Source organism: Streptomyces sp. NBC_00597 (assembly GCF_041431095.1).
In the GTDB taxonomy this organism is placed as follows: domain Bacteria; phylum Actinomycetota; class Actinomycetes; order Streptomycetales; family Streptomycetaceae; genus Streptomyces.
This window is the reverse complement of record NZ_CP107757.1, coordinates 2,463,592-2,490,555: the sequence shown is the minus strand read 5'-3', so window position 1 is coordinate 2,490,555 and position 26,964 is coordinate 2,463,592. Positions and strand designations below refer to the sequence as shown.

The following is a 26,964-nucleotide window of genomic DNA, read 5'->3' as shown; positions in this document are numbered from 1 at the left end:
CGCGCTGCGGGCCCTCCGTCCGTTCCACGGACGCCCTCCCCGGGCCCCGGGCCGCACCGGGACCGGCCCGCCCACGACCGGGGCACACACGAAACCGGCGCGGGCCGGGAGCCACTGCTGGCTCCCGGCCCACGCCGGTAACGTTTCTGCTGGTCCTGGCCCCGCGGACTAGATGTCCTCGTGCGCCACGGCACGACGCGCATCCGCGTCGAGCACGCCCCAGCTGATCAGCTGCTCGGTCAGGACCGAGGGGGACTGGTCGTAGATGACGGCGAGGGTGCGCAGGTCGTCCTGGCGGATCGACAGCACCTTGCCGTTGTAGTCTCCGCGCTGGCTCTGGATGGTCGCCGCGTAACGCTGCAGCGGACCGGCCTTCTCGGCGGGCACGCCCGCCAGGCGCTCCAGGTCGAGGCGCAGCTTCGGCGGAGGCTCGGCGGCCCCGCCGGGAGTCGTGCCCGGCAGCAGTTCCTGCACCGGCACTCCGTAGAAGTCCGCGAGCTCGGCGAGGCGCTGGACGGTCACGGCGCGATCCCCGCGCTCGTACGACCCGACCACCACGGCCTTCCACCGGCCCTGAGACTTCTCCTCGACACCGTGGAGGGAGAGGCCCTGCTGGGTGCGGATGGCGCGGAGCTTGGCCCCGAGCTGTTTGGCGTATTCGCTGGACATAACGCTCCCGGACGCTGTGACGCTGTGACGACATGGACGCTACGACATGGACCACGTGCGGCTCCGCCGCGCGGCTGGTAACTCACTGTGAGGTTACGCAGCGTTACTTGGATGCGTCAAGCCGAATGATGTCGCACGCCCACGGACGAGGGGTCCCGCACGGGCCCGGTGCCGGGTCCCCGCAATCGTCCTGGTACCGTGGAGCACGTACATCAGACGTCCTTTAAGGTCCGTCCCGTGAGGCGGAGAAGGAGGTCCTTTTCATGGACGCTCAGGCTGCTCAGAACGCCGGTGCCCAGGGCACCGAGGCGACGCGCCCCGTGCTTGAGGCACAGGACATCGCGCGGGTACTGACCCGCATCGCCCACGAGATCGTCGAACGCGCCAAGGGCGCCGACGACGTGGTGCTCCTCGGCATCCCCACCCGCGGTGTGTTCCTCGCCCGCCGGCTGGCCGCCAAACTCCAGGAGATCACCGGTACGAAGATCCCGGTCGGGTCCCTGGACATCACCATGTACCGCGACGACCTGCGGATGAAGCCCGCCCGCGCGATCGGCCGCACCGAGATCCCCGGCGACGACATCGACGGCCGTCTCGTCGTCCTCGTCGACGACGTGCTCTTCTCCGGCCGCACCATCAGAGCCGCCCTCGACGCCCTGGGCGACCTCGGCCGCCCCCGCGCCGTGCAGCTCGCGGTCCTCGTCGACCGCGGCCACCGCGAACTGCCGATCCGCGCCGACTACGTCGGCAAGAACCTCCCCACGTCGCTGCGGGAGACCGTCAAGGTCCAGCTCCAGGAGGAGGACGGCCGAGACGCCGTGCTGCTCGGCCAGCGGACCGACACGCCCGCCGGGCAGTAGCCCGAACGAGTGCGGGCCCCCGGTCGCGGGGTCCGCGCGGGGCCCCGCCCTGCCCTGCCCGCACTCCCTCCAGTCCGCCGCTCTGCCCTCCTCGACTTACGGAGCACCCAGATGAAGCGCCACCTCATCTCGGCCGCCGACCTCACGCGCGACGACGCCGTCCTGATCCTCGACACCGCCGAGGAGATGGCACGCGTCGCGGACCGGCCGATCAAGAAGCTGCCCACGCTGCGCGGCCTCACCGTCGTCAACCTCTTCTTCGAGGACTCGACCCGCACCCGGATCTCGTTCGAAGCCGCCGCCAAGCGCCTGTCCGCCGACGTGATCAACTTCTCTGCCAAGGGCTCCTCGGTCTCCAAGGGCGAATCCCTCAAGGACACCGCGCTGACCCTGGAGGCCATGGGCGCCGACGCGGTCGTCATCCGCCACCACGCCTCCGGCGCCCCCTACCGGCTCGCGACCTCCGGCTGGATCGACTCGGCCGTCGTCAACGCCGGCGACGGCACCCACGAGCACCCCACCCAGGCCCTGCTGGACGCCTTCACCATGCGCCGCCGCCTGGTCGGCCGCGACGCAGGCCTCGGCAAGGACCTGAACGGCCGCCGCATCACGATCGTCGGCGACGTCCTGCACAGCCGCGTCGCCCGCTCCAACGTCCAGCTGCTCCACACCCTCGGCGCCGAGGTCACCCTGGTGGCCCCGCCCACCCTGGTCCCGATCGGCGTCGAGAGCTGGCCCTGCGAGGTCTCGTACAGCCTCGACGACGTGCTGCCGAAGTCCGATGCGGTGATGATGCTGCGTGTGCAGCGCGAACGCATGAACGCCGCCTTCTTCCCGACCGAGCGCGAGTACTCCCGCCGGTACGGGCTCGACGGCGACCGCATGGCCAAGATGCCCGAGCACGCCATCGTGATGCACCCCGGCCCGATGAACCGCGGCATGGAAATCACCGCCGAGGTCGCCGACTCCGACCGCTGCACGGCCGTCGAGCAGGTCGCCAACGGCGTCTCCACCCGGATGGCCGTCCTGTACCTGCTGCTCGGAGGCTCCGAGCCCGCCGTCACCACCACCAGCACGCCCCGCATCGAGGAGAGCAAGTAATCATGAGCAAGATCCTGATCCGTGGGGCGAAGGTACTCGGTGGCGAGGCGCAGGACGTCCTGATCGACGGCGAGACCATCGCCGAGGTCGGTACGGGCCTGTCCGCAGAGGGCGCCCAGGTCATCGAGGCCGAGGGCCAGGTCCTCCTCCCGGGCCTCGTCGACCTGCACACCCACCTGCGCGAGCCCGGCCGCGAGGACTCCGAGACCGTGCTGACCGGCACCCGCGCCGCCGCCTCCGGCGGCTACACCGCCGTCTTCGCCATGGCCAACACCTTCCCGGTCGCCGACACCGCCGGCGTCGTCGAGCAGGTCTGGCGCCTCGGCAAGGAGTCCGGCTACTGCGACGTGCAGCCCATCGGCGCCGTCACCGTCGGCCTGGAGGGCAAGCAGCTCTCCGAGCTGGGCGCCATGCACGAGTCGGCCGCCCGCGTCACCGTCTTCTCCGACGACGGCAAGTGCGTCGACGACGCCGTGATCATGCGCCGCGCCCTGGAGTACGTGAAGGCCTTCGGCGGCGTCGTCGCCCAGCACGCCCAGGAGCCCCGCCTCACCGAGGGCGCCCAGATGAACGAGGGCGTCGTCTCCGCCGAGCTCGGCCTCGGCGGCTGGCCGGCCGTCGCCGAAGAGTCGATCATCGCCCGCGACGTCCTCCTCGCCGAGCACGTCGGCTCCCGCGTCCACATCTGCCACCTCTCCACCGCCGGCTCCGTCGAGATCGTCCGCTGGGCCAAGTCCCGCGGCATCGACGTCACCGCCGAGGTCACCCCGCACCACCTCCTCCTCACCGACGAGCTGGTCCGCTCGTACAACGCGGTCTACAAGGTCAACCCGCCGCTGCGCACCGAGCGCGATGTGCTGGCCCTGCGCGAGGCGCTCGCCGACGGCACGATCGACATCGTCGCCACCGACCACGCCCCGCACCCGCACGAGGACAAGGACTGCGAGTGGGCCGCCGCCGCCATGGGCATGGTCGGCCTGGAGACCGCCCTCTCCGTCGTCCAGCAGACGATGGTCGAGACCGGGCTGCTCGACTGGGCCGGCGTCGCCCAGCGCATGTCCTTCGCCCCGGCGCGGATCGGCGGCCTGGAGAACCACGGCCGGCCCGTCTCGGCAGGTGAACCCGCGAACCTGACCTTGGTCGATACCTCGTACCGTGGTGTCGTGGACCCCGCACACTTCGCCTCCCGCAGCCGCAACACGCCTTACGAGGGCCGTGAGCTGCCGGGTCGCGTCACTCACACCTTCCTGCGGGGCCGGGCAACGGTCGTGGACGGGAAACTGGCGTGACACCTGCAGTAATCCAACTGGCCGCCGAGGCCGCCGAACGACGGTCGGCGGAGGTGACGGACTGGGGCGCCCGCATCGCGTGGGTCATCGGTCTGCTCGTCTTCATCGCGTTCGTGTACTGGCTGATGCGGCAGGGCTGGAAATGGCGCGGCGCCCTGCAGAGCGATCTGCCGGAGCTGCCCGCCGCCCCCGACGGGCTCCCCGAGCACCGACTGGCCCTGACCGGCCGCTACCACGGCTCCACCACCGCCGGACAGTGGCTCGACCGGATCGTCGCCCACGGCCTGGGGGTGCGCAGCCGCGTCGAGCTCACGCTCACCGACGCGGGCCTGGACGTGGTCCGTCCGGGTGCCACCGATTTCTTCGTACCGGCCGCGCAGCTGCGCGGCGCCCGCCTCGACAAGGGAATCGCGGGCAAGGTACTCACCGAGGGCGGTCTCCTCGTCGTCACCTGGGCGCACGGCGACAAGCTGATCGACTCCGGATTCCGCTCCGACCGCGCGGCCGAACACGCCGCCTGGGTCGAAGCCATCAATCTCATGAACCAATCCATCACGACGGAAGGCGCCGAACGATGACGACCTCCACCAGGGGAGCAGCCAAAGCTCCCGCCGTACTCGTCCTGGAGGACGGTCGGATCTTCCGCGGCCGCGCCTACGGCGCTGTGGGGGAGACCTTCGGCGAGGCCGTGTTCTCCACCGGCATGACCGGATACCAGGAGACCCTCACCGACCCGTCGTACCACCGGCAGGTCGTCGTGATGACCGCCCCGCACGTCGGCAACACCGGCGTCAACGACGAGGACCCCGAGTCCGCCCGCATCTGGGTCGCCGGGTACGTCGTGCGCGACCCCGCCCGCGTCCCGTCCAACTGGCGCTCGCAGCGCTCGCTGGACGAGGAGCTGGTCAAGCAGGGCGTCGTCGGCATCTCCGGCATCGACACCCGCGCCCTGACCCGCCACCTGCGCGAGCGCGGCGCCATGCGCGTCGGCATCTTCTCCGGCGAGAGCATCGCCGCCGACGCCGAACTGCTGGCCAAGGTCCAGGCCTCCCCGCAGATGAAGGGCGCCGACCTCTCCGCCGAGGTCGCCACCAAGGAGGCGTACGTCGTCCCCGCCATCGGCGAGAAGAAGTTCACCGTGGCAGCCGTCGACCTCGGCATCAAGGGCATGACCCCGCACCGGATGGCCGAGCGCGGCATCGAGGTGCACGTGCTGCCCGCCACCGCCACCGTCGAGGACGTGTACGCGGTCAACCCGGACGGCGTGTTCTTCTCCAACGGCCCGGGCGACCCGGCCACCGCCGACGGCCCCGTCGCCGTCATGCAGGGCGTCCTGGAGCGCAAGACGCCGCTCTTCGGCATCTGCTTCGGCAACCAGATCCTGGGCCGCGCGCTCGGCTTCGGCACGTACAAGCTGAAGTACGGCCACCGCGGCATCAACCAGCCGGTGCAGGACCGCACCACCGGCAAGGTCGAGATCACCGCGCACAACCACGGCTTCGCCGTCGACGCGCCCCTCGACAAGGTCTCCGAGACCCCCTACGGCCGCGCCGAGGTCTCCCACGTCTGCCTGAACGACCAGGTCGTCGAAGGCCTCCAGCTGCTCGACCAGCCGGCCTTCTCCGTCCAGTACCACCCCGAAGCGGCCGCCGGCCCGCACGACGCCGCGTACCTCTTCGACCGCTTCACGTCTTTGATGAGCACCGCCCAGATGGAGGCCGAGCGTGCCTAAGCGCACCGATATCCAGTCCGTCCTGGTCATCGGCTCCGGCCCGATCGTCATCGGGCAGGCCGCCGAATTCGACTACTCCGGCACCCAGGCCTGCCGCATCCTCAAGGCCGAGGGCCTGCGGGTCATCCTGGTGAACTCCAACCCGGCGACGATCATGACCGACCCGGAGATCGCCGACGCCACGTACGTCGAGCCGATCACCCCCGAGTTCGTCGAGAAGATCATCGCGAAGGAGCGCCCCGACGCGCTGCTCCCCACCCTCGGCGGCCAGACCGCACTGAACACCGCCATCTCCATGCACGAGCAGGGTGTGCTGGAGAAGTACGGTGTCGAGCTCATCGGCGCCAACGTCGAGGCCATCAACAAGGGCGAGGACCGCGACCTCTTCAAGGGCGTCGTCGAGGCCGTCAACGCCAAGATCGGCCACGGCGAGTCCGCCCGCTCGGTCATCTGCCACACCATGGACGACGTCCTCAAGGGCGTCGACACGCTCGGCGGCTACCCCGTCGTCGTCCGCCCCTCCTTCACCATGGGCGGCGCCGGCTCCGGCTTCGCCCACGACGAGGACGAGCTGCGCCGCATCGCCGGACAGGGCCTCACGCTCTCCCCGACCACCGAGGTGCTCCTGGAGGAGTCCATCCTCGGCTGGAAGGAGTACGAGCTGGAGCTCATGCGCGACACCAAGGACAACGTGGTCGTCGTCTGCTCCATCGAGAACTTCGACCCGATGGGCGTCCACACCGGCGACTCCATCACCGTCGCCCCGGCCATGACGCTCACCGACCGCGAGTACCAGCGGCTGCGCGACATCGGCATCGCGATCATCCGCGAGGTCGGCGTCGACACCGGCGGCTGCAACATCCAGTTCGCGATCGACCCGGTCGACGGCCGCGTCATCGTCATCGAGATGAACCCGCGCGTCTCGCGCTCCTCGGCGCTCGCGTCGAAGGCCACAGGCTTCCCGATCGCGAAGATCGCCGCCAAGCTGGCCATCGGCTACACCCTCGACGAGGTCCCCAACGACATCACCGAGAAGACGCCGGCCTCCTTCGAGCCGACCCTCGACTACGTCGTCGTCAAGGCCCCGCGCTTCGCCTTCGAGAAGTTCCCGCTCGCCGACGCCACCCTCACCACCACGATGAAGTCGGTGGGCGAGGCCATGGCCATCGGCCGCAACTTCACCGAGGCCCTCCAGAAGGCCCTGCGCTCCCTGGAGAAGAAGGGCTCGCAGTTCACCTTCGTCGGCCCCGTCGGCGACAAGGAAGAACTCCTCGCCACCGCCGTCCGCCCGACCGACGGCCGCATCAACACCGTCATGCAGGCCATCCGCGCCGGAGCCACCCAGGAAGAGGTCTTCGAGTCCACGAAGATCGACCCCTGGTTCGTCGACCAGCTCTTCCTGATCAAGGAGATCGCCGACGAGCTGGCCGCCGCCGAGAAGCTCCAGCCGGAGCTGCTCGCCGAAGCCAAGCGCCACGGCTTCTCCGACGCACAGATCGCCGAGATCCGCGGCCTGCGCGAGGACGTCGTCCGCGAGGTCCGTCACGCGCTGGGCGTCCGCCCGGTCTACAAGACGGTCGACACCTGCGCCGCCGAGTTCGCCGCGAAGACCCCGTACTTCTACTCCTCGTACGACGAGGAGAGCGAGGTCGCGCCCCGCGAGAAGCCCGCGGTGATCATCCTGGGCTCCGGCCCGAACCGCATCGGCCAGGGCATCGAGTTCGACTACTCCTGCGTCCACGCCTCCTTCGCCCTCAGCGACGCCGGCTACGAGACCGTGATGGTCAACTGCAACCCGGAGACCGTCTCCACCGACTACGACACCTCCGACCGCCTGTACTTCGAGCCGCTGACGCTCGAAGACGTGCTGGAGATCGTCCACGCCGAGTCGCTGGCCGGCCCCATCGCCGGCGTCGTCGTCCAGCTCGGCGGCCAGACCCCCCTCGGTCTCGCCCAGGCCCTCAAGGACAACGGCGTCCCGGTCGTCGGCACCCCGCCGGAGGCCATCCACGCCGCCGAGGACCGCGGCGCCTTCGGCCAGGTCCTCGCCGAGGCGGGCCTGCCCGCCCCCAAGCACGGCACCGCCACCACGTTCGCGGGCGCGAAGGCCATCGCCGACGAGATCGGCTACCCGGTCCTCGTCCGCCCCTCGTACGTCCTCGGCGGCCGCGGCATGGAGATCGTCTACGACGAGGCGCGCCTGGAGTCGTACATCGCCGAGTCCACGGAGATCTCCCCGACCCGCCCCGTGCTGGTCGACCGCTTCCTCGACGACGCCATCGAGATCGACGTCGACGCCCTCTACGACGGCACCGAGCTCTACCTCGGCGGCGTGATGGAGCACATCGAGGAAGCCGGCATCCACTCCGGCGACTCGGCCTGCGCCCTGCCTCCGATCACCCTCGGCGGCTTCGACATCAAGCGCCTGCGCGCCTCCACCGAGGCCATCGCCAAGGGCGTCGGCGTACGCGGCCTGATCAACATCCAGTTCGCGATGGCGGGTGACATCCTCTACGTCCTGGAGGCCAACCCGCGCGCCTCCCGCACCGTCCCCTTCACCTCGAAGGCGACCGCGGTCCCGCTCGCCAAGGCCGCCGCCCGCATCTCGCTCGGCACGACCATCGCCGAACTGCGCGAAGAGGGCATGCTCCCGAAGACCGGCGACGGCGGCACCCTGCCGCTCGACGCGCCGATCTCCGTCAAGGAGGCCGTCATGCCGTGGTCGCGCTTCCGCGACATCCAGGGCCGCGGCGTCGACACCGTCCTCGGCCCGGAGATGCGCTCCACCGGCGAGGTCATGGGCATCGACTCCGTCTTCGGCACGGCCTACGCCAAGTCGCAGGCCGGCGCCTACGGCCCGCTGCCCACCAAGGGCCGGGCGTTCATCTCGGTGGCCAACCGCGACAAGCGCTCGATGATCTTCCCGGCGCGCGAGCTGGTCGCCCACGGCTTCGAGCTGATGGCCACCTCCGGCACCGCCGAGGTGCTGCGCCGCAACGGCATCAACGCCACCGTGGTGCGCAAGCTCAGCGAGGGCGAGGGCCCGAACGGCGAGAAGACCATCGTCCAGCTCATCCACGACGGCCAGGTCGACCTGATCGTCAACACCCCGTACGGCACCGGCGGCCGCCTCGACGGCTACGAAATCCGCACGGCGGCCGTGGCGCGCAGCGTCCCGTGCCTGACCACGGTCCAGGCGCTCGCCGCGGCCGTCCAGGGCATCGAGGCGCTCGGCCACGGCGACGTGGGCGTCCGCTCGCTCCAGGAGCACGCGGAGCACCTGACCGCGGCCCGCGACTAGCAGCCCGTACGAGGAGGGGGACACGGATGCGCGCCTGCGCGTCGGTGTCCCCCTCGTCATGAGCGCACAAGGGATCTTCTCGACATGTACAAGCTCTTCTTCAACCTGGTCTTCAAGCGCATGGACCCGGAGCAGGCCCACTACGCGGCCTTCGGCTGGATCCGCGGCGCGGCCCGCACCCCCGTGCTGCGCACCTTCGTGGCGGCTGCCCTCGCACCGCGGTACAAGGAGCTGCGCACCGAGGCGCTCGGCCTGCGGATGCACGGCCCGTTCGGCCTCGCGGCGGGCTTCGACAAGAACGCCGTCGCCATCGACGGGATGTCGATGCTCGGCTTCGACCACATCGAGATCGGCACGGTCACGGCCCAGGCGCAGCCGGGCAACCCCAAGAAGCGGCTGTTCCGCCTCGTGGCGGACCGCGCGCTGATCAACCGCATGGGCTTCAACAACGAGGGCTCTGCGGCCGTGGCGGCCCGCCTGGCGGCCCGCGTGCCGGTCTTCAAGACTGTCGTGGGCGTCAACATCGGCAAGACCAAGGTCGTGCCGGAGGAGGAGGCCGTGGCGGACTACGTCGTCTCCACGGAGCGGCTGGCCCGCCACGCGGACTACCTGGTCGTCAACGTCTCCTCGCCGAACACGCCGGGCCTGCGCAACCTCCAGGCCACCGAGTCCCTGCGCCCGCTCCTGACGGCCGTGCGGGAGGCCGCGGACCGCACCGTGACCGACCGCCGGGTCCCGCTCCTGGTGAAGATCGCGCCGGACCTCGCGGACGAGGACGTGGACGCGGTCGCGGACCTGGCGCTGGAGCTGGGCCTGGACGGCATCATCGCGACCAACACCACCATCGCGCGCGACGGGCTGGGCCTGAAGTCCGCCCCGGAGCTCGTGAAGGAGACCGGGGGTCTGTCCGGCGCCCCGGTCAAGGAGCGCTCCCTGGAGGTCCTGCGCCGCCTGTACGCCCGTGTGGGCGACCGCCTGGTGCTGGTGGGCGTCGGGGGCGTCGAGAACGCCGAGGACGCCTGGCAGCGCATCCTGGCCGGCGCGACCCTCGTCCAGGGGTACAGCGCGTTCATCTACGAGGGCCCGTTCTACGCCCGCGCCATTCACAAGGGTCTGGCCGCGCGCCTGGCCAACAGCCCCTACGCGACCCTCGCCGAGGCCGTCGGCGCCGAAACCCGAAAGGCCGCCCAGTGACCGAGACCCACGCGCACGAGACCGCCGTGACCCCCGTCACCCCCTTCGGCACCCGCCTGCGCGCGGCGATGGACGCGCGCGGCCCGCTGTGCGTGGGCATCGACCCGCACGCGGCCCTCCTCTCGTCGTGGGGCCTGAACGACGACATCGCGGGCCTGGAGAAGTTCTCCCGCACGGTCGTCGAGGCGCTGGCCGACTCGGTCGCCGTCTTCAAGCCGCAGGCGGCCTTCTTCGAGCGCTTCGGCTCCAAGGGCATCGCGGTGCTGGAGCAGACCGTGGCCGATGCGCGGGCCGCGGGCACGCTGGTCGTGATGGACGCGAAGCGCGGCGACATCGGCTCGACCATGGCCGCGTACGCGCAGACCTTCCTGTCGCCGTCCTCGCCGCTCTTCTCCGACGCCCTGACGGTCTCCCCGTACTTGGGCTACGGCTCGCTGGAGCCGGCGGTGGAACTCGCACGCCGCTCGGGCGCCGGTCTGTTCGTACTCGCGCTGACCTCGAACCCGGAGGGCGCGGAGGTGCAGCGCGCGGTACGCGAGGACGGCCGGACCGTCGGCGCGACGATGCTGGGGCACCTCGCGGCGGAGAACGTGGGCGCCTCCCCGATGGGCTCCTTCGGAGCGGTGGTCGGCGCCACGCTGGGCGACCTGTCGTCCTTCGACCTGGACATCAACGGTCCGCTGCTGGCTCCCGGCATCGGCGCGCAGGGCGCGACGGCGGCCGACCTGCCGGCGGTCTTCGGCGCGGCCGTGCGCAACGTGGTTCCGAACGTGTCGCGGGGCGTGCTGAAGCACGGTCCGGACGCCGCCGCCCTGCGCGACTCGGCCACCCGGTTCGCCGACGAAATCCGCGAGGCGGTCTCGGCCTGAGCCTTCTCGGGAGTGCCGTCGGACGGGCCGGCCGCGCCGCACGTCGTACGGTCTGACGAAAATCGAACGTCTTTCATCGGACAAAACCGGGGTGTTTTGTCCGTGATGTACGGTTCAGTGGAGGCTGACCAGGACTTTTCGTCCGTTCTCGCTGACTGGAGCGGCCCAGGCCGCTAGTCTCCGACCAGAGTGAACGAGCAGCGAACGAGTTCCACCGCTGTTCGGGCATTCGCCTGGTGTGGCGCCCTGGGGCTCCGCACCGGTCCGTATCCGACAGTTCGACATCCGAGGTGACGCAGGCGTGGCTCTTCCGCCCCTTACCCCTGAACAGCGCGCAGCCGCGCTCGAAAAGGCCGCCGCGGCTCGCCGGGAGCGGGCCGAGGTGAAGAATCGACTCAAGCACTCCGGCGCTTCGCTCCAAGAGGTCATCAAGACGGGTCAGGAGAACGACGTCATCGGCAAGATGAAGGTCTCCGCCCTGCTGGAGTCCCTGCCCGGCGTGGGCAAGGTCCGTGCCAAGCAGATCATGGAGCGCCTCGGCATCTCCGAGTCCCGGCGTGTCCGAGGTCTCGGCTCCAACCAGATCGCGTCTCTGGAGCGTGAGTTCGGCACTCCTGCCGGCTGACGCGTTGCCTGAAGTTCTCCCGGCGTTCTCAGGCAGTCCCGAGAACCTGGATAATCGCTCTATGGCAGCAGAGGTTCGTCCGCGGCTGACCGTGCTCTCCGGCCCCTCGGGGGTCGGCAAGAGCACGGTCGTCGCGCATATGCGCAAGGTCCACCCCGAGGTATGGCTCTCGGTGTCGGCCACCACCCGCAAGCCGCGGCCCGGTGAGCGACACGGAGTCCACTACTTCTTCGTCAACAACGACGAGTTCGACAAGCTGATCGCCAATGGCGAGCTGCTGGAGTGGGCCGAGTTCGCGGGCAACCGCTACGGCACACCGCGCGGCGCGGTGTCGGAACGACTGGAGAACGGCGAGCCCGTCCTCCTGGAGATCGATCTGCAGGGCGCCCGACTCGTCCGCGAGTCCATGCCCGAGGCGCAGCTCGTCTTCTTGGCGCCGCCGAGCTGGGACGAGCTGGTCCGCCGGCTCACCGGACGCGGCACCGAGTCGCCCCAGGTCATCCAGCGCAGGCTGGAGACCGCCAAGGTCGAGCTCGCTGCCGAATCCGAGTTCGACACCACCCTGGTCAACACCTCCGTCGAGGACGTGGCGCGTGAGCTGCTAGCCTTGATGGAAGTTGTTTGATCGTTGATCGATGTTCAGTCGATCGGTGTTCGCCAACGTTTCGATCTTTCAACCCATCTTCGGAAGGTAGAGCGTGTCCTCTTCCATCACTGCGCCCGAGGGCATCATCAACCCGCCGATCGACGAGCTGCTTGAGGCCACGGACTCGAAGTACAGCCTCGTGATCTACGCGGCCAAGCGCGCGCGTCAGATCAACGCGTACTACTCGCAGCTCGGTGAGGGCCTGCTTGAGTACGTAGGCCCGCTGGTGGACACCCACGTCCACGAGAAGCCGCTTTCGATCGCGCTGCGCGAGATCAACGCGGGTCTGCTGACCTCCGAGGCCATCGAGGCCCCGGCCCAGTAAGGCACCGAGAATTCCTTTCACCACAGGCCCGGCAGAACATCTGCCGGGCCTGTGGTGTGTCATAGACGGGTACGACGATCAGCGATAGGGGCGTGTGTGGTGGGTAAGCCGAAGGTCGTGCTCGGAGTCAGCGGCGGGATCGCCGCGTACAAGGCGTGCGAGCTGCTGCGCCGGCTGACCGAGTCCGGGCACGAGGTGCGTGTCGTCCCCACGGCGGCGTCCCTGAACTTCGTGGGCGAGGCCACCTGGGCCGCGCTATCCGGGAACCCGGCCGGGACGGAGGTCTGGGAGACCGTCCACGAGGTCCCGCACGTCCGCATCGGCCAGGCGGCCGACCTCGTCGTCGTCGCCCCCGCCACCGCCGACATGCTCGCCAAGGCCGCCCACGGCCTCGCCGACGACCTCCTCACGAACACGCTCCTCACCGCCCGCTGTCCGGTGGTGTTCGCCCCCGCCATGCACACCGAGATGTGGGAGCACCCCGCGACCCAGGAGAACGTGGCCACGCTGCGCCGCCGTGGCGCCGTCGTCATCGAGCCCGCCGTCGGCCGGCTCACCGGGAAGGACACCGGCAAGGGGCGGCTGCCCGACCCCGAGGAGATCTACGAGGTGTGCCGCAGGGTCCTGGCCCGAGGGGTGGCCGAGCCCGACCTGGCCGGCCGGCACGTGGTGATCAGCGCGGGCGGCACGCGCGAGCCGCTCGACCCGGTCCGCTTCCTCGGCAACCGCTCCTCCGGCAAGCAGGGCTACGCGCTGGCCCGCACGGCCGTCGCCCGCGGGGCCCGGGTCACCCTCGTGGCCGCCAACACCGCACTGGCCGACCCGGCCGGCGCGGACGTCGTACGGGTCGGGACGGCCGTACAGCTGCGTGAGGCCGTCCTCAAGGCGGCCTCCGACGCCGACGCCGTCGTGATGGCCGCGGCCGTGGCCGACTTCAGGCCGGCCGAGTACGCGGGCGGCAAGATCAAGAAGAAGGACGGGCAGGAACCGGCCCCGGTGGCCCTCGTGCGCAACCCCGACGTCCTCGCCGAGATCTCGGCCGACCGGGCCCGGGAAGGCCAGGTCGTGGTCGGTTTCGCCGCCGAAACCGACGACGTGCTCGCGAACGGCCGGGCCAAACTGCTCCGCAAGGGGTGTGATCTTCTCGTCGTGAACGAGGTCGGCGAAAGCAAGACCTTCGGTTCGGAGGAGAACGAGGCCGTCATCCTGGCCTCCGATGGGGGCGAGACTCAGGTTCCCTATGGACCGAAGGAGGCGCTGGCCGAAGCGATTTGGGATCAGGTCACTTCGCGACTCGCACCGCGACGCGCCTGAGCGACTGCTCTTCTCGTAGCCGATTCCATGAGCCAGAATGGAGTGCCGCAGGTCACGTGCCTCCCACAAGGCGAGACAGGTGGTCCGGCAAACGGTGGCGACCGATAAACTGCATTCGGAACGAGACCGGGCGCAGCTCCCGGTGTGGTTCCGCCAAATGATCAGCCAGCAGCCGCTGCAACCCCAGGGAGCGTTGTGTCCCGTCGCCTGTTCACCTCGGAGTCTGTCACCGAGGGTCACCCCGACAAGATCGCTGACCAGATCAGCGACACGATCCTCGACGCACTTCTCACCGAGGACCCGACCTCGCGTGTGGCCGTGGAGACCCTCATCACCACCGGTCTCGTCCACATCGCCGGTGAGGTGACGACGAAGGCGTACGCGCCGATCGCGCAGCTCGTCCGCGACAAGATCCTTGAGATCGGCTACGACTCCTCGAAGAAGGGCTTCGACGGAGCCTCCTGCGGCGTGTCGGTGTCCATCGGCGCGCAGTCCCCCGACATCGCGCAGGGCGTCGACACCGCCTACGAGAAGCGCGTCGAGGGCGACGAGGACGAGCTCGACAAGCAGGGCGCGGGCGACCAGGGCCTGATGTTCGGCTACGCGTGCGACGAGACGCCCGAGCTCATGCCGCTGCCGATCCACATCGCGCACCGGCTCTCGCGCCGCCTGTCCGAGGTCCGCAAGAACGGCACCATCCCGTACCTGCGCCCCGACGGCAAGACCCAGGTCACCATCGAGTACGACGGCGACAAGGCCGTCCGCCTCGACACCGTCGTCGTGTCCTCGCAGCACGCCTCGGACATCGACCTGGACTCGCTGCTCGCCCCGGACATCCGCGAGTTCGTCGTCGAGCACGTGCTCAAGGAGCTCGTCGAGGACGGCATCAAGCTCGACACCGACGGCTACCGGCTGCTGGTGAACCCGACCGGCCGCTTCGAGATCGGCGGCCCGATGGGCGACGCCGGCCTGACCGGCCGCAAGATCATCATCGACACGTACGGCGGCATGGCCCGCCACGGCGGCGGCGCCTTCTCGGGCAAGGACCCGTCGAAGGTCGACCGCTCCGCCGCGTACGCGATGCGCTGGGTCGCCAAGAACGTGGTCGCCGCCGGCCTCGCCTCGCGCTGCGAGGTCCAGGTCGCGTACGCCATCGGCAAGGCCGAGCCCGTCGGCCTGTTCGTCGAGACCTTCGGGACCGCCAAGGTGGAGGTCCAGAAGATCGAGGACGCGATCGGCCAGGTCTTCGACCTCCGCCCGGCCGCGATCATCCGCGACCTCGACCTGCTGCGCCCGATCTACGCCCAGACCGCCGCGTACGGCCACTTCGGCCGCGAGCTGCCGGACTTCACCTGGGAGCGCACCGACCGCGTCGACGCCCTGCGCGCGGCCGCCGGCCTGTAAGACCCCCGCGTACCCCGCGTACGCAGCCGTACGGCCCCGGACCCCTGTGGTCCGGGGCCGTACGCGTGCACCGGGCGCCCGGTGCAGGGCCCGGCCGGGCCCGTCCGTTGTCGGTGGGGTTTGGTAAGAATGCGGGTGTGAGCAGCACGAACGAATCCGGGCAGCGGGGCGGGGACGAGAGTCCCGGCGGTCCGCCGGAGCAGCTCGCGCTGATGCGGGAGATGGTCGCCGAAGCGAAGGCCAAGGCCCCCAAGGCCAAACCGCGCACCTGGCGCGGCGCCGCCCTCGCCAAGGAGCTGCCGGTCGCCCGGATCCTCGTCAACAAGGGCGTGCTCCACCTCGACCAGCTCTGGGACTACGCCGTTCCCGAAGAGCTCTCCGAGGCCGCCCGGCCCGGCGTCCGTGTCCGGGTCCGCTTCGGCGCCGGCTCCCACCAGGTCCACGGCGGCCGCCGCGAGGGCGGCGGCCTCATCGACGGGTTCATCGTCGAACGCCGCGCCGAATCCGATTACAACGGCGCCCTGGCCGCCCTCGCCCACGTGGTGTCGCCCGAGGTCGTGCTCACCCCGAGCATGCTCGCCCTGGCCCGGGCGGTCGCCGACCGGTACGCGGGCAGCCTGGCCGACGTGCTCCAGCTCGCCCTGCCCCCGCGCAACGCCCGCGCCGAGGCCAAGCCCTCGCCCGAACCGCTGCCGCCGCCCGCCGCCCCCGAACCCGGCGGCTGGACGCGGTACGGCTCCGGCCCCGCCTTCCTGCGGGCCCTCGCCGGCGGCGGCGCACCCCGCGCCGTCTGGACGGCCCTGCCCGGCCCCGGCTGGGCCGACGAGCTGGCCCGTGCCATGGCCGCCACCCTCGCCTCCGGTCGGGGAGCCCTCGCCGTCCTGCCCGACGGGCGCACCGCAGCCCGGGTCGACGCCGCACTGACCGCCCTGCTCGGTGAGGGACGGCACGCGCTGCTGACCGCCGAATCCGGCCCCGAGAGGCGATACCGCCAGTGGCTCGCCGTGCACCGGGGCTCGGTGCGGGCCGTCATCGGCACCCGCGCCGCGATGTTCGCGCCCGTACAGGACCTCGGGCTGGTCGCGATCTGGGACGACGGCGACTCCAGCCACAGCGACGACAACGCACCGTTCCCGCACGTACGGGAGGTGCTGGAGCTGCGCGCCGTCGGCGACGGCTGCGGATTCCTGGCCGGGAGCACGAGCTGCACCGTGGAGGCCGCCCAACTGGTCGAGACGGGCTGGGCCCGTCCGCTCGTCGCCGACCGGGAGACGGTACGGGCCTGCGCACCCCGGATCCGGACCGTGGGCGACGAACTGCTGGCCCGGGACGAGGCGGCGCGCGCCGCCCGGCTGCCGAGCCTGGCCTGGGAGACCGTACGGGAGGGGCTGAAGTCCGGGCCCGTGCTCGTGCAGGTGCCCCGGCGCGGTTACGCACCTCGGCTGGCCTGCGAGCGGTGCCGCACCCCCGCCCGCTGCAAGGTCTGCGCCGGGCCGCTGGAGGCCCCCGACGCGCGGGACCTGCACTGCGGCTGGTGCGGCAGGCAGGAGACCGCCTGGCACTGCGAGGAGTGCGGGTCGTTCCGGCTGCGCGCCCAGGTGGTGGGCGCCCGACGGACCGCCGAGGAGCTGGGGCGGGCCTTTCCGGCCGTGCCCGTCCGCACGTCCGGCCGCGACCACGTCCTCGACGAGGTGCCCGACCGGCCCGCGCTCGTCGTGTGCACCCCCGGCGCCGAGCCGGTCGCGGCGGGCGCCGGGTACGCGGCGGCGCTGCTGCTGGACGGCTGGGCGATGCTGACCCGGCCCGACCTGCGGGCCGGCGAGGACGCGCTGCGCCGGTGGATCGCGGCCGCCTCGCTGGTCCGGGGCGAGGGGCAGGTCGTCGTGGTCGCCGAGCCGACGCTGCGGCCGGTCCAGGCCCTCGTGCGCTGGGACCCGGTGGGCCACGCGGTACGGGAGCTCGCGGAGCGGGCCCAGCTCGGCTTCCCGCCGGTGTCCCGGATGGCGGCCGTGGCCGGCCGGGGCGAGGCGGTGGAGGCCTTCCTGGCCGGCGCCGGGCTGCCACCGGACGCGGAGGTGCTGGGCCCGGTCCCGGTGCCGGGGCGGCGCGGCGAGCCGTCGCCGGGGGAGCGGGCCCTGGTCCGCGTCCCGCCCGGCAGCGGGGCCGCACTCGCGGCCGCCCTCAAGGCGGCCCAGGCGGCCCGGCTGGCCCGCGGAGTCCCGGCGGTGGAGGCGATCCGCGTCCGCATCGACCCCCCGGACATCGGCTAGGCCCCTGCTCGGGCTCGGGCATGGGCCATCGGGCGCGGGCGGCGCGGGGTGGGGTCCGGCCATCGCCCGGCAGGGGCGCCGGGGGGCACGAACCCGGCTCGTGCCGCACACGGCCGGACGGGGCGGGCCCGTGGCCTTCCGGCGGCTTTGACCCGGCGCAGCCGAACGCCTCCGGCGGGACGACCACGCGGGTCGTTCCGCCGGAGGCGCTGGGTACGGGGGCGGGCCCCCTCGGCCGTCGGAGGTCGGCGTTCCGGCGGCCGGCCGCGGGTCAGCCGTTGCGGGGCCCCGGGAAAGCCGCGGAGCGGGACGCGGCCGCGGCCTGGGACTCCTCGCGCACCGGCTGCGGCGGCACCGAACGGGCCGCCGGGACCGTGGGCAGCGGCCCGAGGGTCCGCGCGCTCGTGCCCTCGGCCAGCGGCTCCGCGGACTCCGCGGCCTGGGCCCGGCGGGCCCCGTACCGGCGGTGCACGGCCTGCTTGGTGACGCCGAGCGCGGAACCCACAGCGTCCCACGAGAAGCCGAGCGAGCGGTCGAAGTCCACCGCGGCGGTCACCAGCGTCTCGACGCTGTCCCGCAGCTCCTGCGCGAGGCGGACGGTGGGCGCGGGAGCCCGGCCGTAGACGACGAAGCCCGTGGAGGGACCCGAGCGGCGCGGGCGGTACACATTGCCGAGCTGGGCGGTGAGCGTACGCAGAGCATCCACCTGCCGGCGAACCCGCTCGATGTCCCGCACCAGGAGGTGCAGGCTGGCCCGTGCTTGGGCGTCGTGGGTGGCGTGGTCGGCCATGAAGAAGCCTCTCGAACCGGTGCTGAAGAGCGGATCGGGCCGCAGACACCGTTCTCATCGCGCGGCCCGGCTTTCGGTCAATCTCTCTTGACCAACGCGCCAAACGGCACGGAAGTCACGCACCGGGGGCGTGTCGGCATATGCGAGAGGCGCGCGTGTGTGCGTACGCCCCCTGACGGACCGCCAGGTACCGTCCGGACGCCCGCCGATCGGGCCGGGGAGCCCCCTCGGGCGCCGGGACCATAGACTGGTGTGCTGCTGACAGTCGAGATAGCGAGGTAGGACCCAAGTGAAGCTCGTCTTCGCAGGCACCCCCGAGGTCGCCGTGCCCGCCCTGGACGCCCTGATCGCCTCCGGGCGCCACGAGGTCGCCGCCGTCGTCACCCGGCCCGACGCACCGGCCGGCCGCGGCCGCCGGCTCGTCGCCAGCCCGGTCGCCGAGCGCGCCGAGGAAGCCGGCATCGAGGTCCTCAAGCCGGCCAAGCCGCGGGACCCCGAGTTCCAGGCCCGGCTGCGCGAGATCGACCCCGACTGCTGCCCGGTCGTCGCGTACGGCGCGCTGCTGCCCAAGAGCGCCCTCGACATCCCCCGCCGCGGCTGGGTCAACCTCCACTTCTCGCTGCTGCCCGCCTGGCGCGGCGCCGCGCCCGTGCAGCACTCGATCATGGCCGGGGACCAGGTCACCGGCGCCTCCACCTTCCTCATCGAGGAGGGCCTGGACTCCGGCCCCGTCTACGGGCACCTGACCGAGGAGATCCGGCCCACCGACACCAGCGGCGACCTGCTGACCCGCCTGGCCTTCGCCGGCGCCGGCCTGCTGGCCGCCACCATGGACGGCATCGAGGACGGCACCCTGCGCGCCGTCGGACAGCCCGCCGACGGGCTCTCCCTCGCCCCCAAGATCACCGTCGAGGACGCCCGGATCGACTGGAACGCCCCGGCGATGCGCGCCGACCGCGTCGTGCGCGGCTGCACCCCCGCCCCCGGCGCGTGGACCGTCTTCCGCGGGGAGCGGCTCAAGCTGATCTCCGTCGGTCTGGTCACCGACCGCACCGACCTGGCGCCCGGCGAGCTCGCCGCGGCCAAGAACAACGTGTACGTCGGCACCGGCTCGCACGCCGTGGAACTGCTCTGGGTACAGCCCCAGGGCAAGAAGCCGATGCGCGGCGCCGACTGGGCGCGCGGCGTGCGGATCGCTCCCGGCGAGCGGGTCGGCGCCGCGGTCGTAGGCTGATCCGTACCGGCAACCCGTTCGGGCACCGGCCCGCAGTCAACAGCAGCACCTCGTAAACCCGGAGCACCTTTCACGTGAGCGAACAGTCCCGTCCCCCGCGCAGCGCCGCAGGCCAGCGGCCGGCCAAGCCGTACCGCCGCCCCAAGAAGGACCCCGTCCGGATGCTCGCCTTCGAGGCGCTCCGGGCGGTGGGCGAACGCGACGCGTACGCGAACCTCGTCCTGCCCCCGCTGCTGCGCAAGGCCCGCCAGGACGAGAACTTCCTGGCGCGGGACGCCGCGCTGGCCACCGAGCTGGTGTACGGCACGCTGCGCCGGCAAGGCACGTACGACGCAGTCATCAAGGCCTGCATCGACCGGCCGCTGCGGGAGGTGGACCCGCCGGTCCTGGACGTGCTCTCGCTCGGCGCCCACCAGCTGCTCGGTACCCGCATCCCCACGCACGCGGCGGTCTCCGCCAGCGTGGAGCTCGCCCGCGTGGTGCTCGGCGACGGACGCGCCAAGTTCGTGAACGCCGTACTGCGCAAGATCGCCGCGCACGACCTCGACGGCTGGCTGGAGCGGGTCGCCCCGCCGTACGAGGACGACGCCGAGGAACACCTCGCGGTCTACCACTCCCACCCGAGGTGGGTCGTCAGCGCCCTGTGGGACGCACTCGGCGGCGGCCGGGCCGGCATCGAGGACCTCCTCGAAGCGGACAACGAGCGGCCCGAAGTCACACTGGTCGCACGGCCCGGACGGTCCACGACCGAGGAACTGGTCGAAGCGGTCGGCGAGGACTCGGCGCTGCCGGGGCGCTGGTCGCCGTACGCCGTCCGGATGGCCGAGGGCGGCGAGCCCGGCGCACTGGAGGCCGTCCGAGAGGGCCGCGCCGGCGTCCAGGACGAGGGCAGCCAGCTGGTGGCGATGGCCCTGGCGGCGGCGCCGGTCGAAGGCAGCGACGAGCGCTGGCTCGACGGCTGCGCGGGCCCCGGCGGCAAGGCCGCCCTGCTCGCCGCCCTGGCGGCCCAGCGCGGGGCGTTCCTGCTGGCTTCCGAGAAGCAGCCGCACCGGGCGCGCCTCGTGGAACGCGCCCTGGCCGGCAACCCCGGCCCGTACCAGGTCATCGCCGCCGACGGCACCCGGCCGCCGTGGCGGCCGGGCACCTTCGACCGGGTCCTGATGGACGTCCCCTGCTCCGGTCTGGGCGCGCTGCGCCGGCGCCCCGAGGCCAGGTGGCGGCGCCGCCCCGAGGACCTGGAGGGCTTGGCACCGCTCCAGCGCGCACTGCTGCGCGAGGCCCTGTCGGCGGTCCGCATCGGCGGCGTCGTGGGCTACGCGACGTGCTCCCCGCACCTGGCCGAGACCCGGGTCGTCGTGGACGACGTCATCAAGGGCCGCGGCGCGGGCGCCTCGCCGGTCTCGGTCGAACTGATCGACGCCAGGCCGTACATGGCGGGCGTCCCGGCCCTCGGCGACGGCCCGGACGTACAGCTGTGGCCGCACCTGCACGGAACGGACGCGATGTACCTGGCGCTGATCCGCCGCACGGGGTAACACGGAGGGGCGGGGGCGGGGGTCCGGGGCTGGTGCATGGCCGCCTCGTCCACCGTCACCGCCATCGCCGTCAGGGCGACGGACGCGGGTCCGGGCTGAACGGTGTCGATGGGGTCGGCCGGGGTGCTGAGCGCGGGGTCTGGGGCGGGCTGCGTCGGTGAGGTCGGCCGGGGTGCGGCGCGCCGGGTCCGGGCCGAGCCGCGTTCGTGAGGTCAGCGGGGGCGCTGGGGCGGGGTGTGGGCCGGGCGGTGTCTGTGGGGTCGGTCGGGGTGCCGGGGGCGGGGTCTGTCGACTCGGTGTCGGTGGAGTGTGCGGGGGCGTCCCGTCAGTCCACTGTCCTGCCGTGCCGTGCCGGCCTGTCAAGGGCGCTCCTTCGTCGCGTCGCTTCGCGATGTCGCTGCGCTCCACCCTTGACTGGCCGGCCCGTCCCGGAATGCCAAAGACTGTCGGGAAGCCCCCGAAGGATGGCCGGGGGTTCGCGTCCCGGGATCACCGATCGCAGCCGATGGTGGTGCGCGGGGAGGGGCCTGCCCCCATTCGGGCCGACAAAGGGCCCTCCCGGGACCCAGGTCGGTTCAAGCCGCACCAGGCAGCGGTCAGAAGCCCATGTGGGTAGAGATGGGCCGGCAGACGCCCCAGATCGCTACGCGCTTCTCTCCGCTTAAGCGTCCGCCGGCCGTCTGTGCCGGTCATAAGCCGCCCACGACCGCCACAGACCCCCAAGTGGGCGACAGCAGCCCGTTTGTCCCTTTTGGTGGCCGCGATGTCACCGACTCCGAGTCGACAGCCCCCCGGCCCCCGGTCCAGCCCGCCGACACCGTCCCGCCCCGACCCGGCCCCCCGGTATCCCGGTCCACGTCACCGATGTGGCTCGGCCCGGACCGCCCCCGCGCCCCCCCCGGCCGACCTCGCCGATCCCGCCCCCGGCATTCCGGCTCGCCGGTCGTTCCGGCGGTGGGCGGTGCGGCGGTGTCGCTCCGGGCGGCGGGGATTCCGAAGGGCAAGTTAAGCGTTCTCCGTGATCGATTAAGCATGGCTGCGAGAGTCCCGAGTTGCGGGGTCGTGGCCGGAAGTGCACGGGGGCATGGCAGGCTTGGGGCATGGCCGCTCAGATTTATCCCAGCATCCTGTCCGCCGACTTCGCCCGCCTCGCCGAGGAGGCGAAGGCCGTGGAGGGGGCCGACTGGCTGCATGTCGACGTCATGGACAACCATTTCGTCCCGAACCTCACCCTCGGTGTGCCCGTCGTGGAGTCCCTGAGTCGCGCCACGGACATCCCGCTGGACCTGCACCTCATGATCGAGAACCCGGACCGGTGGGCTCCGCAGTACGTCGAGGCCGGAGCCGGGTCGGTCACCTTCCACGCCGAGGCCGCCGCCGCGCCCGTGCGGCTCGCGCGGGAGATCCGGGCCAAGGGCGCCCGCGCGTCCATGGCGCTCAAGCCGGCCACGCCGATCGAGCAGTACGAGGACATCCTCCCCGAGCTCGACATGCTGCTGATCATGACGGTCGAGCCGGGCTTCGGCGGCCAGCCCTTCCTCGACATCATGCTCCCCAAGATCCGCCGTACTCGGGAGCTCATCGCCAAGCACGGCCTGGAGCTGTGGCTCCAGGTCGACGGCGGGGTCTCGGCCACGACCATCGAGCGGTGCGCCGAGGCCGGCGCCGATGTGTTCGTCGCGGGAAGCGCCGTCTACGGGGCGGTCGACCCGTCCGCGGCCGTGCGTACTTTGCGGGAGCAGGCCGACGTCGCGATCGCCGCGGCGCCCTGGGCTTGTGACCACTGAAACGAGGGTTGGTGAACAGCTCGGTGAACGGGAGCTGTCCAGGCTGATCAACGGCCGCCGGATCTGACAGGATGAACGGCGAGTCGAGAGTGTGAACAGCAGTGAGGAGAACGCGGTGTCTGCAATGTCGGCGGGACGGTCAGCCCTGCGGATGGGACCCGCGGAGCTGGTGCAGGCGGCGGCCATGGCCCGCCGCTTCTACCTGGAGGGCAAGTCCAAGATCCAGATCGCCGAGGAATTCGGCGTGAGCCGCTTCAAGGTGGCCAGGGTCTTGGAGACGGCCCTTGAGCGTGACCTCGTACGGATCGAGATCCGGGTACCCGCCGAGCTCGATGCGGAGCGTTCCGACGCGCTGCGGGCCCGGTACGGGCTCCGGCACGCGGTCGTGGTCGAGTCCCCGGCCGACGCGACCGAGGACGCGCCGGACCCGGAGAACCTGGGCGCGGTCGCGGCCGACCTGCTCGGCGAGCTCGTCAACGAGGGTGACGTGCTGGGCCTGGCGTGGGGGCGGTCGACCATCCACATGGCCGCGTCCCTGCACCGGCTGCCGCAGTGCACCGTGGTACAGCTGACCGGCGTGTACGACGCCGGCACGGCCGAGCGCGGGTCCGTGGAGGCCGTACGGCGGGCCGCCCAGGTCTCGGGCGGCGACGCGCACCCGATCTACGCGCCGATGCTGCTCCCCGACCCGGCGACCGCGGCCGCGCTGCGGAACCAGACGGGGATCGCCCGGGCGTTCGAGTACTTCGACAAGGTGACCGTCGCGGCGGTCTCGATCGGCTCGTGGGAGCCCGGTATCTCGACCGTCCACGACATGCTCACGGACGAGGAGCGGGCCCACTACGCCTCGCTCGGTGTCGCGGCCGAAATGTCCGCCCACCTGTTCGATTCCGAAGGGCGTCGTGTCGGACGGGACCTCGGCGAGCGCTGCATCACCGTCGAGGCGGACCGGCTGCGCCGCATCCCCGAGGTCGTGGCCATCGCGGGCGGGCTCCGCAAGGCCTCCGCGATCGGGGCCGTGCTCCGGTCCGGGCTCGTGACCAGCCTGGTCACGGACACGGCGGTCGCGGACTACCTGCTCACCGAATCGGCCCCGGGGCTGCGGCCCGCGCTGGACCGCGCCGACCCGGACGACTGATCCGGGGCGGCGCGCGGCGCGCAGCACGGTGCCGCGGGAGGGTCGGGGCGGATGGTGCCGCAATTGAGATCCGAACGGCGGGCCGTGGGGCGGCCCGCGGGGCGCATACTGGTCTCAATGACAAAGTCCGCAGTACCTCGCCGCCATTTGCCGTCCAGCCCGTTCAAGGCCCCCGTGGAACCGCCGCTCCGGCAGTTCAGCGTCGGCGACCGGGTTTCTCACGACGAGCACGGCCTCGGCCGTGTCGTCGGTATCGAGGAGGGGATCGCCGTCCTGGTCGACTTCGGGTCGGTCCAGAAGAGAATTCTGAGTCCCTACACCAAGATGTCCGCGCTCTGAGGCCGTCGCCGTCTCGGCCACCGTCACCAGGCGATTCGCGAGCGAATCGGATATTTGGCACGATCGGTGCATGATCTTCAGGGACGTGCCCCAGTCGTTGCTGCGGTGTGTGGTGGGGGCGCTCTTCCTTTGCGTTGCGCTGGCCGGCGTGACGGGGTGCGGCGGGGTGAAGGCCGCGCCGCCGTCCGCCGCAGCCGGAGTGAGTTCAGGGGCCGATGCCCCTGCGTCCCCCTCGGCGCGGGTCTCGGTGCCCGCCTGGGCCAAAGGCATGGCGACCGTACGGGCCGACGCGCTGCCGGCGCAGGCCCGGGACGTGCTCGCGCTGATCGACAAGGGCGGGCCGTACCCGTACCGGCAGGACGGGACCGTCTTCGGGAACTTCGAGAAGGTCCTCCCGCGGCAAAAACGTGGCTACTACCACGAGTTCACGGTGAACACCCCCGGTGAGCGCGACCGCGGAGCGCGGCGGATCGTGACCGGTGAGGGCGGGGAGTTCTTCTACACGGACGACCACTACGACACCTTCAAGGCGGTCCTGCGATGACCCTGGATCCGCAGCCGATCGCCCCGGCGCTGGCCCGAGCCGAGGAGGCGGGCTGGACGACGCTGCGGGTGGACCTGGGCGGCGTACACGGCAAGGCCGAGCTGCTGCGGCGGTGGGGTGCGGCGCTGGACGTGCCGGAGTGGTTCGGGGAGAACTGGGACGCGCTGGCCGATGCCCTGATCGATCTGTCGTGGTTGCCGGCCGCGCCGGGGCGCCTGGTGGTGGTGACGTCGTGGTCGTCGTACGCGGGGGCGCGGCCGGGGGAGTGGGAGACGCTGCGGGAGGTCCTGGAGGAGGCCGTCGCGTTCTGGCGCGATGCCGACGGAGGGGCGTTGGCCGTGGTCCTGGCCCAGGCCCCGGATGTTCCGCGGAGTCCGTCCCGGCGCTGAGCCGGTCACCGCACGGGTTCCTTGCCGGGCCCGTCCCGTCCTCGTTTCCGGGTCTCCGCCCCCGAAACCCCGCGCTTCGAACGCCGCCGGGGCCACATGGGGCCGGAGGGGCCGAACGTCCCGGAGGGGGCAGAGCGATCGGCTCTGCCCCCGGTACGGGTCTAGCTCTTCGGGATCCACGGGGGCGTTTGGCCCCAGGACCAGACGGGGATCTTCGCCGCGTCCACCGGTGGGGGGTTGGGGCCCGAGTAGATCAGGGCCATGCGGGTGCCCCATTCGATGTAGTACGCGAACACCGCGCGGAATTCGGGGTCCGTCGGGAGACCGACCTCGTCCGCCGTGTCCATCAGCAGGTCCACCCAGCGGCGGCGCTGTCGTTCGGTGATGCCGCGGCCCAGGTGCTTGGTGGCCATGTGCTGGTGGCCGCCGTGGTGGGCCGTGTACTGCGCCGGGCCGCCGAAGACCTCCGACAGCCAGACGGCGACGTGCTGGGGGTGCTCCGAGTCCATGCCCGCGAAGACCGGGGCCAGGATCTCGTCCTGCAGGGCGTGCGCGTAGAAGGCGTCGGTGAGGCGGTTCATCGCCTCCGCTCCGCCCATCCACTCGTAGATGGTGGGGGTGGTACCGGGTGTGGTGCTCATGACTGGGGTGCGGCCTTTCCGGGGCCGGCCACGTCGGTGACGCGGTAGTGCTGCATCTCCTCGATGGCCTTCACGTACGGGCGGATCGCGCTGAAGAACGCCGGGAAGTGCTCGCCCTTGCGGAATCCGTTGAGGTGGGCGTCGACCGAGGTCCAGCGGATGCGGAGGATGTAGCGCTCCCGGTCGTTCTCCTCCTCGCAGCGGGCCAGCTCGTAGTCGATGCACTCGGGTGACGCGGCCAGGGCCTCCGCGGCCTGCCGGTACGAGTCCTCGAAGGCCTGCTGGTCGTCCAATGCGATCCGGTAGCGGATGTATTCGACGGTGGTGGTCATGGGGCGTGCCTCTCCCTGTGATCGGTGCCGGTCGCAGTCAGACTTGCGTGATCATGCCCGGGTGGGGAGGACTTTCGTCATTCCGACCCAGACTTCTGGGAGTCTGCCGCCCCGGAGTCGTCGGACACGTCCGGGCCCGCGGCGCGGACCTGCTGGACCTTGGCCAGGGAGTCGCGGAGTTCGGTGAGCCACTCGTCCGTGTTGCGGCCGACGAGGCGTACGCACCACGCGAGGGCGTCGGCCCGGCTGCGGGCGACGCCGCCCGCGACAAGGGTGTCGAGGACCTGGCGCTCCGGCTGGCGCAGGCGCGTCATCACCGGGACGGCCAGGTGGGTGAACAGGATGCGGTCGTCGCCGGACTGGACGGCCCAGGCGACCTTGCGGCGGTAGAGCTCCTCCGCCTCCCGCGCCACCTCGATGCGCTGTTCGCGGGTGCGTTCGCGGAACTCCTTGACCGACTCGGTCGCCGGGATGGCGCCGACGACCGTGATCTCCTCGCGGTCGACCGCCACGTCGATCAGGGACTCGTACACGTCCACGGGGAGGCGGTCCGCGAACCACTTGCGAAGCTGCTCGCTCTGCTCGGATGTAATCATGTAATCAACGTTGCATCCGGCAGTCGCTTGATCGCAAGGG

Annotated in this window: 26 protein-coding genes; 21 read left to right on the top strand and 5 right to left on the bottom strand. The window is 71.6% G+C overall.

Annotation, left to right across the window (positions count from 1 at the left end; genetic code table 11):
• Positions 1-168: 168 nt before the first annotated feature.
• Positions 169-669, bottom strand: coding sequence for a transcriptional regulator BldD (gene bldD, locus OG974_RS10930; protein WP_007263032.1), 501 nt, complete (start codon positions 667-669; stop codon positions 169-171).
• Positions 670-932: 263 nt separating this feature from the next.
• On the opposite strand from bldD, the gene pyrR reads away from it, so the two are divergent.
• The 14 genes from pyrR to OG974_RS10860 all read left to right on the top strand — a co-directional run bounded on the left by pyrR (position 933) and on the right by OG974_RS10860 (position 17,599).
• A complete protein-coding gene (pyrR, locus tag OG974_RS10925; protein WP_327282498.1) occupies positions 933-1,529 on the top strand; it encodes a bifunctional pyr operon transcriptional regulator/uracil phosphoribosyltransferase PyrR in 597 nt (198 codons plus the stop codon).
• A 111-nt stretch (positions 1,530-1,640) separates the two neighbouring features.
• A complete protein-coding gene (locus OG974_RS10920; protein ID WP_327282497.1) occupies positions 1,641-2,630 on the top strand; it encodes an aspartate carbamoyltransferase catalytic subunit in 990 nt (329 codons plus the stop codon).
• Between the two features lie 2 nt (positions 2,631-2,632).
• Positions 2,633-3,919: a dihydroorotase gene (locus OG974_RS10915; protein ID WP_327282496.1), complete on the top strand. Its 1,287-nt coding sequence runs from the start codon at positions 2,633-2,635 to the stop codon at positions 3,917-3,919.
• Complete coding sequence (locus tag OG974_RS10910) at positions 3,916-4,497, top strand: hypothetical protein (RefSeq protein WP_327282495.1); 582 nt, start codon at positions 3,916-3,918, stop codon at positions 4,495-4,497. The genes OG974_RS10915 and OG974_RS10910 overlap by 4 nt, the downstream gene beginning before the upstream one ends.
• A complete protein-coding gene (carA, locus tag OG974_RS10905; RefSeq protein WP_327282494.1) occupies positions 4,494-5,651 on the top strand; it encodes a glutamine-hydrolyzing carbamoyl-phosphate synthase small subunit in 1,158 nt (385 codons plus the stop codon). The genes OG974_RS10910 and carA overlap by 4 nt, the downstream gene beginning before the upstream one ends.
• Complete coding sequence (carB, locus tag OG974_RS10900) at positions 5,644-8,952, top strand: carbamoyl-phosphate synthase large subunit (protein WP_327282493.1); 3,309 nt, start codon at positions 5,644-5,646, stop codon at positions 8,950-8,952. The genes carA and carB overlap by 8 nt, the downstream gene beginning before the upstream one ends.
• Before the next feature lie 84 nt (positions 8,953-9,036).
• Positions 9,037-10,146 carry a quinone-dependent dihydroorotate dehydrogenase gene (locus OG974_RS10895; protein ID WP_327282492.1) on the top strand — a complete coding sequence of 370 codons (1,110 nt, stop codon included), beginning with the start codon at positions 9,037-9,039 and terminating at the stop codon, positions 10,144-10,146.
• Positions 10,147-10,172: 26 nt separating this feature from the next.
• Positions 10,173-11,015, top strand: coding sequence for an orotidine-5'-phosphate decarboxylase (pyrF, locus tag OG974_RS10890; protein ID WP_371646790.1), 843 nt, complete (start codon positions 10,173-10,175; stop codon positions 11,013-11,015).
• 301 nt (positions 11,016-11,316) lie between these two features.
• Positions 11,317-11,640: an integration host factor gene (locus OG974_RS10885; protein WP_008740406.1), complete on the top strand. Its 324-nt coding sequence runs from the start codon at positions 11,317-11,319 to the stop codon at positions 11,638-11,640.
• A 61-nt stretch (positions 11,641-11,701) separates the two neighbouring features.
• Entirely contained in the window at positions 11,702-12,265 is a 564-nt protein-coding gene (gene gmk, locus OG974_RS10880) for a guanylate kinase (protein ID WP_371646310.1), read from the top strand.
• A gap of 73 nt (positions 12,266-12,338) precedes the next feature.
• The gene (gene rpoZ / locus OG974_RS10875; protein WP_004948662.1) at positions 12,339-12,611 is read left to right on the top strand and encodes a DNA-directed RNA polymerase subunit omega; all 273 of its coding nucleotides are present in this window, start codon (positions 12,339-12,341) and stop codon (positions 12,609-12,611) included.
• Between the two features lie 99 nt (positions 12,612-12,710).
• Positions 12,711-13,925 carry a bifunctional phosphopantothenoylcysteine decarboxylase/phosphopantothenate--cysteine ligase CoaBC gene (gene coaBC / locus OG974_RS10870; RefSeq protein ID WP_327282490.1) on the top strand — a complete coding sequence of 405 codons (1,215 nt, stop codon included), beginning with the start codon at positions 12,711-12,713 and terminating at the stop codon, positions 13,923-13,925.
• A gap of 195 nt (positions 13,926-14,120) precedes the next feature.
• Entirely contained in the window at positions 14,121-15,329 is a 1,209-nt protein-coding gene (gene metK, locus OG974_RS10865) for a methionine adenosyltransferase (protein WP_327282489.1), read from the top strand.
• 137 nt (positions 15,330-15,466) lie between these two features.
• Positions 15,467-17,599 carry a primosomal protein N' gene (locus OG974_RS10860; protein WP_371646307.1) on the top strand — a complete coding sequence of 711 codons (2,133 nt, stop codon included), beginning with the start codon at positions 15,467-15,469 and terminating at the stop codon, positions 17,597-17,599.
• Between the two features lie 271 nt (positions 17,600-17,870).
• Here the strand turns inward: OG974_RS10860 and OG974_RS10855 are convergent, their stop codons facing one another.
• The gene (locus OG974_RS10855) at positions 17,871-18,389 is read right to left on the bottom strand and encodes a hypothetical protein (protein WP_327282487.1); all 519 of its coding nucleotides are present in this window, start codon (positions 18,387-18,389) and stop codon (positions 17,871-17,873) included.
• A gap of 289 nt (positions 18,390-18,678) precedes the next feature.
• Here OG974_RS10855 and fmt point away from each other — a divergent pair, with 289 nt between their 5' ends.
• The 7 genes from fmt to OG974_RS10820 all read left to right on the top strand — a co-directional run bounded on the left by fmt (position 18,679) and on the right by OG974_RS10820 (position 25,355).
• A complete protein-coding gene (fmt, locus tag OG974_RS10850) occupies positions 18,679-19,623 on the top strand; it encodes a methionyl-tRNA formyltransferase (protein ID WP_327282486.1) in 945 nt (314 codons plus the stop codon).
• A 74-nt stretch (positions 19,624-19,697) separates the two neighbouring features.
• Entirely contained in the window at positions 19,698-21,158 is a 1,461-nt protein-coding gene (locus OG974_RS10845; RefSeq protein ID WP_327282485.1) for a transcription antitermination factor NusB, read from the top strand.
• Positions 21,159-22,258: 1,100 nt separating this feature from the next.
• The gene (gene rpe / locus OG974_RS10840) at positions 22,259-22,945 is read left to right on the top strand and encodes a ribulose-phosphate 3-epimerase (RefSeq protein ID WP_327282484.1); all 687 of its coding nucleotides are present in this window, start codon (positions 22,259-22,261) and stop codon (positions 22,943-22,945) included.
• Between the two features lie 91 nt (positions 22,946-23,036).
• Positions 23,037-24,083, top strand: coding sequence for a sugar-binding domain-containing protein (locus tag OG974_RS10835; protein WP_327282483.1), 1,047 nt, complete (start codon positions 23,037-23,039; stop codon positions 24,081-24,083).
• 117 nt (positions 24,084-24,200) lie between these two features.
• Positions 24,201-24,422, top strand: a complete 222-nt coding sequence (locus tag OG974_RS10830; protein ID WP_030157491.1) for a CarD family transcriptional regulator — start codon at positions 24,201-24,203, stop codon at positions 24,420-24,422.
• 70 nt (positions 24,423-24,492) lie between these two features.
• A complete protein-coding gene (locus tag OG974_RS10825; protein ID WP_327282482.1) occupies positions 24,493-24,966 on the top strand; it encodes a ribonuclease domain-containing protein in 474 nt (157 codons plus the stop codon).
• Positions 24,963-25,355 carry a barstar family protein gene (locus tag OG974_RS10820; RefSeq protein WP_328762156.1) on the top strand — a complete coding sequence of 131 codons (393 nt, stop codon included), beginning with the start codon at positions 24,963-24,965 and terminating at the stop codon, positions 25,353-25,355. Before OG974_RS10825 ends, OG974_RS10820 begins: the two co-directional genes overlap by 4 nt.
• A gap of 161 nt (positions 25,356-25,516) precedes the next feature.
• On the opposite strand, the gene OG974_RS10815 is transcribed toward OG974_RS10820, so the two are convergent.
• The 3 genes from OG974_RS10815 to OG974_RS10805 form a co-directional block, all read right to left on the bottom strand.
• Positions 25,517-25,996 carry a group II truncated hemoglobin gene (locus OG974_RS10815; RefSeq protein ID WP_327282480.1) on the bottom strand — a complete coding sequence of 160 codons (480 nt, stop codon included), beginning with the start codon at positions 25,994-25,996 and terminating at the stop codon, positions 25,517-25,519.
• Positions 25,993-26,328 carry a putative quinol monooxygenase gene (locus OG974_RS10810; RefSeq protein ID WP_030157498.1) on the bottom strand — a complete coding sequence of 112 codons (336 nt, stop codon included), beginning with the start codon at positions 26,326-26,328 and terminating at the stop codon, positions 25,993-25,995. The genes OG974_RS10815 and OG974_RS10810 overlap by 4 nt, the downstream gene beginning before the upstream one ends.
• Before the next feature lie 77 nt (positions 26,329-26,405).
• A complete protein-coding gene (locus tag OG974_RS10805; protein WP_327282479.1) occupies positions 26,406-26,924 on the bottom strand; it encodes a hypothetical protein in 519 nt (172 codons plus the stop codon).
• Positions 26,925-26,964: the final 40 nt, after the last annotated feature.